The sequence below is a fragment of the Mesorhizobium sp. M0037 genome (genome assembly GCF_040323635.1).
GTDB lineage: Bacteria > Pseudomonadota > Alphaproteobacteria > Rhizobiales > Rhizobiaceae > Mesorhizobium.
Map to the genome: position 1 here is coordinate 21,393 of NZ_JAMYVB010000035.1, position 6,003 is coordinate 27,395.

The window sequence follows — 6,003 nt, forward strand, 5'->3', positions numbered from 1 at the left end:
TCAATACCCCGATGTCGATTTGGCGACCAGCTTGAGTGCACCTTTTTGAACCTGATAGAAGGGCATGGATCGCTCACTGGAGCCATCCGCCCGAAACCGGAACAGGCCGGTCGATCCGCGAAATCCGCTCCGATTTTCGAGCACCTGCTTGCTGAAGCCGTCAGGCCCGGCCGAACTTGCAATTCCTGCTGTCAGGGCGACCATATCATAGGCGTAGGCGACATTGGCGTCGGCTGGATAATTGTAGGTCGTCTTGAAGCGGTCGGCGATCGGGCCGGTTTCCGTTGGGTCGAGCGTGGCGATGTAGGAGCCTTCAAACAGCGGCTCCATCGGATGTTCCAGCCAGCGGTTGGTTCCAACGACGGCAATTGCTTCTCCAGGAATGCCTTTCGTTTTGAGCGCCGCAAGGATCGGCGCCGGATTGTCGTCGCCGCTGGCGATGATGATGGCATCGGGAGCCTCGACCAGCGAGCCCACATCATTGACCACTTTGGTGCCGCCATCGCCGGCCGGATACGGAACGGTGACGGCGAGCGTCGCGCCATAGATGCTGAGACTGTTGGCGACCCGCTTTTCAACCACGCTGGCATTCGCGCCCGCCGCAACGAGCAACACGAACTTCTTGCTGCCTTTGGCCGCCAGGCCGGCTGCGCCCGCGGCCGCGCTGTCGGCCTCGTTGAGGCGCACCGCATAGACGCCCGGGCCGCCAGCGAAATTGTCGGCCAACGCCAGCACCGGCGGTCGCTTCGATCCCGACAGCTTGGCTATGTGCTGCGCGGCCGCGAGTTCGACCGGGCCGATGACGATCTTGGTTCCAGTGGTGATCGCCTTCACAGCCAATTCGCTGGCGTGCGCGCTGTCGCCCTTGGTGTCCTCGACCGTAATCGTGAGCAGGACATTTCCAAGGTCGGCCATCGCCAGCTTGGTCGCATCGAGCATCTTCCGGCCGTTTTCGCCGGCGTTGCCCGGGGCCGACAAAGGCAGCAGCATCGTGACCTTCGTCGACCCGGTGCCGAGCGATCGCGTGGCTTGGGCCGGGCTGGCAGCGGTGCCGGCGGCCGGCGCTCCGGGTGCGGCGATCGCCGCCGGATCGAGCGCGTCCGAGACGCTGCCTTTCGACTGGCAGCCCGACACCATGCCCGCGAACGCAAAGACGATCGCCCACGTCCACAAACCGTGTCGCTGCCGGCCAGAATCCATGATGCCTCCCTCATATCCCGCCGGGTATTTGTCCCGGTCTCATCCGTTCATCTTACGGCAGACTTGCCTCGCCGTCTTTGCAATTGCTGGATTATGGCTCAGCCGTCGAAAAGTCTTGCCCGGAGCGCCTTGATCATTCTGGCTTGCCCGGCGCTTCGATAGTCCGCGCATTTCATGTATCGCGGGCCCGGCACGAACAGTCGGCGCACACAAATCCGCCTCGCCGGGGCAGGGGCACCATCGTCTCCTGCTGTCGGGAATGCGGAGAATCCGAACGTCGCCACCGGCAATGGCCCGGCCACCGCAAAACCTTCTCTCGCCAGGATTGCACGCGCACGCCGGCAGTAGCGGACCGAAAGTTCGGAGAACCGGGTTTCACCGTGCCCGGCACGATACTTCATGACGGTGGTGCAGAGATCGCCTGCGGCAAGGCTGTTTGCCTGCGCCAGATATCTGACGCCGAGCGCGATGTTGGTCGCCGGCGCGCCAAGCTCGTCGAGCGAGCCACGAAAGCCCAGCATTCGGGCCGTCGCGGGCATTACCTGCATCAACCCGACCTCACCATCGGCGCCGTGCACATCGGGATCGAACCCGCTTTCGATCTCCATCACCGCGTGCGCCAGCACCGGTTCCAAGCCGTAGAGCGATGCCTGGCATGTCGCAAACGCCTTGAATGTCGCGCGAGTCCATTCGGAGGCGGCGTCGCAGCGAACCGGCCGCCTCAAGCCGAACGGTGCTGGTCTCGCCAGGCTAGGTCGTTCCAGCCAGTTGGCGCGGGCTTGCGTGGCAAGCTGGCCAAAACCGGTCAATGCGATCGCTCCGGCGATCGCCCTCGTCAATCGTCCGCCGACCATCGGGTCAGCCAACCGGCACTGCCGGATCCCTTCCGGTCAGTTCATGTACTCGACCATGCGGTCGTGGAAGCATTCGCACTTGTTGAGGGTGTCTTCGTCCTTGTAGTTCGTCTTGAGGTAGCCATAGGCCATGCCGCAGGCGACCTTGGCTTCCGACGCCCAGATGAAGGCGGGGCGCGAAGAATTGATCCATTCCGAGCTGTTGGCGACGGCCACCGACTCGTCCATCAGCTTCACCACCTCGGACTTTAGATCGACGATGTTGTCGTTCAGCACCAGGTTGGATGTGCCGACGGTCCGGCAATAGTCGGCCACCGGCCCTTCGATAATATCGGCAGCCTGCAGTCCTGTCGCGCATAACGACAGCAGCCCGGCCCCGAAAGTCACTCGCAAAATTCTGGTCATGCTCCTCACCCCGTCCCTTTCGCCCCTTAGGCCACGTCCGTCTTGGTGCCGTGGCTGTCATCGTAAAGTATCTTCACCGCATCGGCGGCGCTGTGGAATGTGTAGTTCTCCAGCACGGCGACCGTATGATAGTTGTCGCCGCCGCCGTTGGTATCGACCTTGACCTCGGCATTGGCCGCATTGGCCGAGGACTGCGCGATCTCCACGAAGCCGCCGCCGACGAGATCGGTGACGCCAGCCAAGCCCTTGAGCAACGAGGAAAGATCAAGCTGGTCGCCGTTGTGGAAGTCGGCGATCAGGTCTGCAACCTCGAGCGAGCCGATGGCGAAGGTCTTTGTCCCATCGGAAGCGACGGTCGGCTCTGCCGGTGCAACGAGCGAGGTGTCGAGTTCGACCTCAACATAGTTGCCGGTCGTCCCGTCGGCCATCTGGAAGGTCCCACTGCCGGTCACGGTCTGCCCATCGATTTCGCCGACAGCGGAGGACGTTGTCGTGCCGATCGAAGTAATATCGTTATGGGCGAGGTTCGACAACTCCCCGGCGTCGCTTATGCCGTTGGCGTTGGCGTCTTTCCAGATCAGCAAGCTGTCGAATGCCGCGTCATCGTGGTCGATGAGGCCATCATGGTTGCTGTCGAGCGATGCAAGTGCCGCCGCGCCGCCTGCGAAGTTGCCGCCGCCGAAGCTTGGCGTGAACAGTTCGGTGCCGTCGTCGATCTTGCCGTCATGGTTGAGGTCGATGGCCAGCATGCCGTCATGGGATGTGTTCCAGGCAAGCTGTTCTTTCGTGCCATCGCCATTCATGTCGAACTGGACCCCATGGCTGACGTCGGAGAAGGCGAAGCCATCATGATTCATATCGAGGATGATGGGATCGATCGATCCGCCGATCAAGGTGTTCAAGTTCGCTACCGTGACGTTCTGAAGATCGACCAATGTTCCGACGCCTGCGCTCGCGGTAGTCTGCGTGTAGACGAAGGTGTGATTTACCCCCGAGATCGTCGCCATGAAGGCGAGCGTCGCTCCGGCGTTTCCGATGTCTGTGCCCATTAGATACTGGACTGCCGCAGCTACGCCTGACGTTGTGGTGATAACCAAAGGCGAACCGCCGAGATCGGTCCCGAAGAAGCTGGCGATCCCGTTCGCGACCGAATGAGATTCAACCGTATCTCCGCCGATCGTTAATACGGAATCTCCCGCACCGTCAACCGCGCCGGCGGTAGCTGACACGAGCGTGCCAGGCAGGCTCAACTTGTCGGTGCCGGCAACGAAGTCGGTGATGATGTCATAGCCGGAGATAGTGCCGGTGTTGCCTGATCCACCGATGACTGGTGTGGAGTCCCCAGCCCCGATCAGGAAGGTATCGGCACCGGTTCCACCTGTCATGGTGTCCGCGCCCGATCCGCCGCTAAGTGTGTCAGTGCCGGAACCGCCGTCGAGCGTATCCCTTCCATCGAGGCCTGTCAGGGTATCGTTACCCTGTCCTCCGGAAAGGATCGTATCATGTCCATTGATGCTGGTCAGATGATCGTCGCCGTCCTGGCCCAGCACCGTGGTCTTTGTCGCGGTCGCCACCAGATTGTCAGCGCTGCCGCTGCCCTCGAGGGTTGAGGTTGTTGGGTACAGGTGTGCGCTCACGCTGCCGGCCGCCGTATCGCCATCGCCATCCGTTCCTGTGACAGGGATTTTGATATCGAATGGGTCAACCGCGTTGGCGGTCGCGAAACTAGCGGCCCCAAGCTTGAAAGTCCCCGATGAGGCGCCCGAGATCTCGACCGCACTGAACGGATCCGAACTTGCCGTAACGGTGAAAGTGTCGCCTTGGTCCATTCCATGCAACGCGAAGGTACCGGTCACCGCGTCGTACGTCACTGTCGGTACGGCCCCTCCGGACCCGTTCACAACGACAACCGTGATCCCGGTGGCTACGGTTTCCCCCGAGAGGTCACCAACAAAACTATTGTCATTGTCGACATTCAAAGCTCTGATCTTGATATCAACCGTGCCGCCGACCACTTTGGTTAGCCCTTGAGTGAAGCTCGATACTTCATAGTGGTCGGTATAGCTGGTCCCGGCGAGGCTTCCGTTGGTCGATGCGTTCGTCACGAAATCGAAACGGATCGTCTCTCCATTTGCGATGCTCTGACCGCTGCCAACGCCGAAGTTTCCGGTGCTGGTATTTACCGTGTTGCTACCGTTGGCCGTGACCAGCAGATCGTTCGGGGTGTCCGGGCTGGTCAACGTGGTGAACGCATTCACCTGATTGTTGCCGCCGGTGGCCGTGGCGCCAGCCGTCGTGAATTGAGATCCATTGAAGATCGTGCCGTTCAATACAAATGACCAGGTGTCATTTGCCTGGTTGAGTGTTGCCGTGAACCCGAGATCGTTGCCATTTGCCGCCGATGTCCGACCCTCGACCGTGTGTCCATCGGGAGAAATGTGATAGAATAGCTGCTCGCCGTTGAGGAAGATGCTCGCGCCGTTGGCGTCTGTAACGGCCGCGCCCTCGGTTACGCTGAACACGACATTCCCCACGCCGTCGGCGCCGGCGCCGGCGGCGAAATTCAGATGCTCAGTCAGCGTAGAGTGCAATGAATCGGGCAAATAGATTCCATCGCCGACGAAAGCGTTCGGAGCGTCGTCCAGTACCGTCAGATTGACCGATCCGGAAACATGATCACCGCTGGTGTCGGTGGCCACCACCTGAAGCCCGTTAATGGTGATGTTGCCCGAGCCGGCAATATGTTGGAGCTGGTCAGTCAGCGTCGCGGTGATGATCGGTGTCAACGAGCTGTTGGCGCCAGCGCTTGTGTTTGACAGCGCCAGATAGACGAATGCGCCGAGGTTCACGCTGCCGGCCGTTTGTATCAGACTGCCGACGAGTTGGTTGCCGACGAGCGCCCAGCTGATTGTGTATCCAGAGGCTAGGCCAGAAACAGTCGGCGCCACCCAGTTTGGATCGCCGGTCGGGTTGGCGAATGCAACATTAATGGCTTCGCCGGTCGTGGTGAAGGTGATGCCGCTGATTGCTTGCGCCGTCTCGCCGCGGCTGCCTGGGTTGGTGCCGGTCACGGCCCCGGCTTGGAGATCCGCAGGCGCCGAAGCATCGAGCGTGGTGTCGAGCGCGGCTTCGTTCAATGTCAACGATGCAGTCCCGCCACCCGATGGAACGGTGTTGGTCTGCACATTCAGGGTCACCGTGGCCGTCGAAGTGTCGCCGTCACCGTCCTTGATCGTGTATGTGAAAGAGTCCGAGCCGACATAGATGCCCGTCGGCGTATAGGTGAACGTTCCATTGTTGTTGTAGGTGACGGTGCCGTGAGCACCGTTAGTGACGGTCACCTGACCGCTGACCGGACTGTTGTCCGTATCGACGCCATCGGCGCCAAACTTGTCATTGGTCAGGAGGCCGGTGAGGACCGTCGCACCGGTGATCGTTGGCCCCCAGGTGTCATTCGTCGCGGTCGGCACGTCGTCGACGATGGTGATGACGAGATTGCCGGCTGGAGCGCTGTCGCCGTCGGCGTCGGTGACGACGACCGCGA

At 61.2% G+C, this 6,003-nt stretch carries 4 protein-coding genes; all 4 read right to left on the reverse strand.

Annotated features, from left to right (window positions below):
- Entirely contained in the window at positions 1-1,200 is a 1,200-nt protein-coding gene (locus NKJ78_RS30160; RefSeq protein ID WP_023738295.1) for an ABC transporter substrate-binding protein, read from the reverse strand.
- A 98-nt stretch (positions 1,201-1,298) separates the two neighbouring features.
- Positions 1,299-2,054, reverse strand: a complete 756-nt coding sequence (locus NKJ78_RS30165; protein WP_023738296.1) for a lytic transglycosylase domain-containing protein — start codon at positions 2,052-2,054, stop codon at positions 1,299-1,301.
- Between the two features lie 36 nt (positions 2,055-2,090).
- Positions 2,091-2,459: a hypothetical protein gene (locus NKJ78_RS30170; protein ID WP_023738297.1), complete on the reverse strand. Its 369-nt coding sequence runs from the start codon at positions 2,457-2,459 to the stop codon at positions 2,091-2,093.
- Positions 2,460-2,485: 26 nt separating this feature from the next.
- Positions 2,486-6,003: beta strand repeat-containing protein (locus tag NKJ78_RS30175; protein ID WP_352562776.1), on the reverse strand; the 3,518-nt coding region annotated here is incomplete at its 5' end.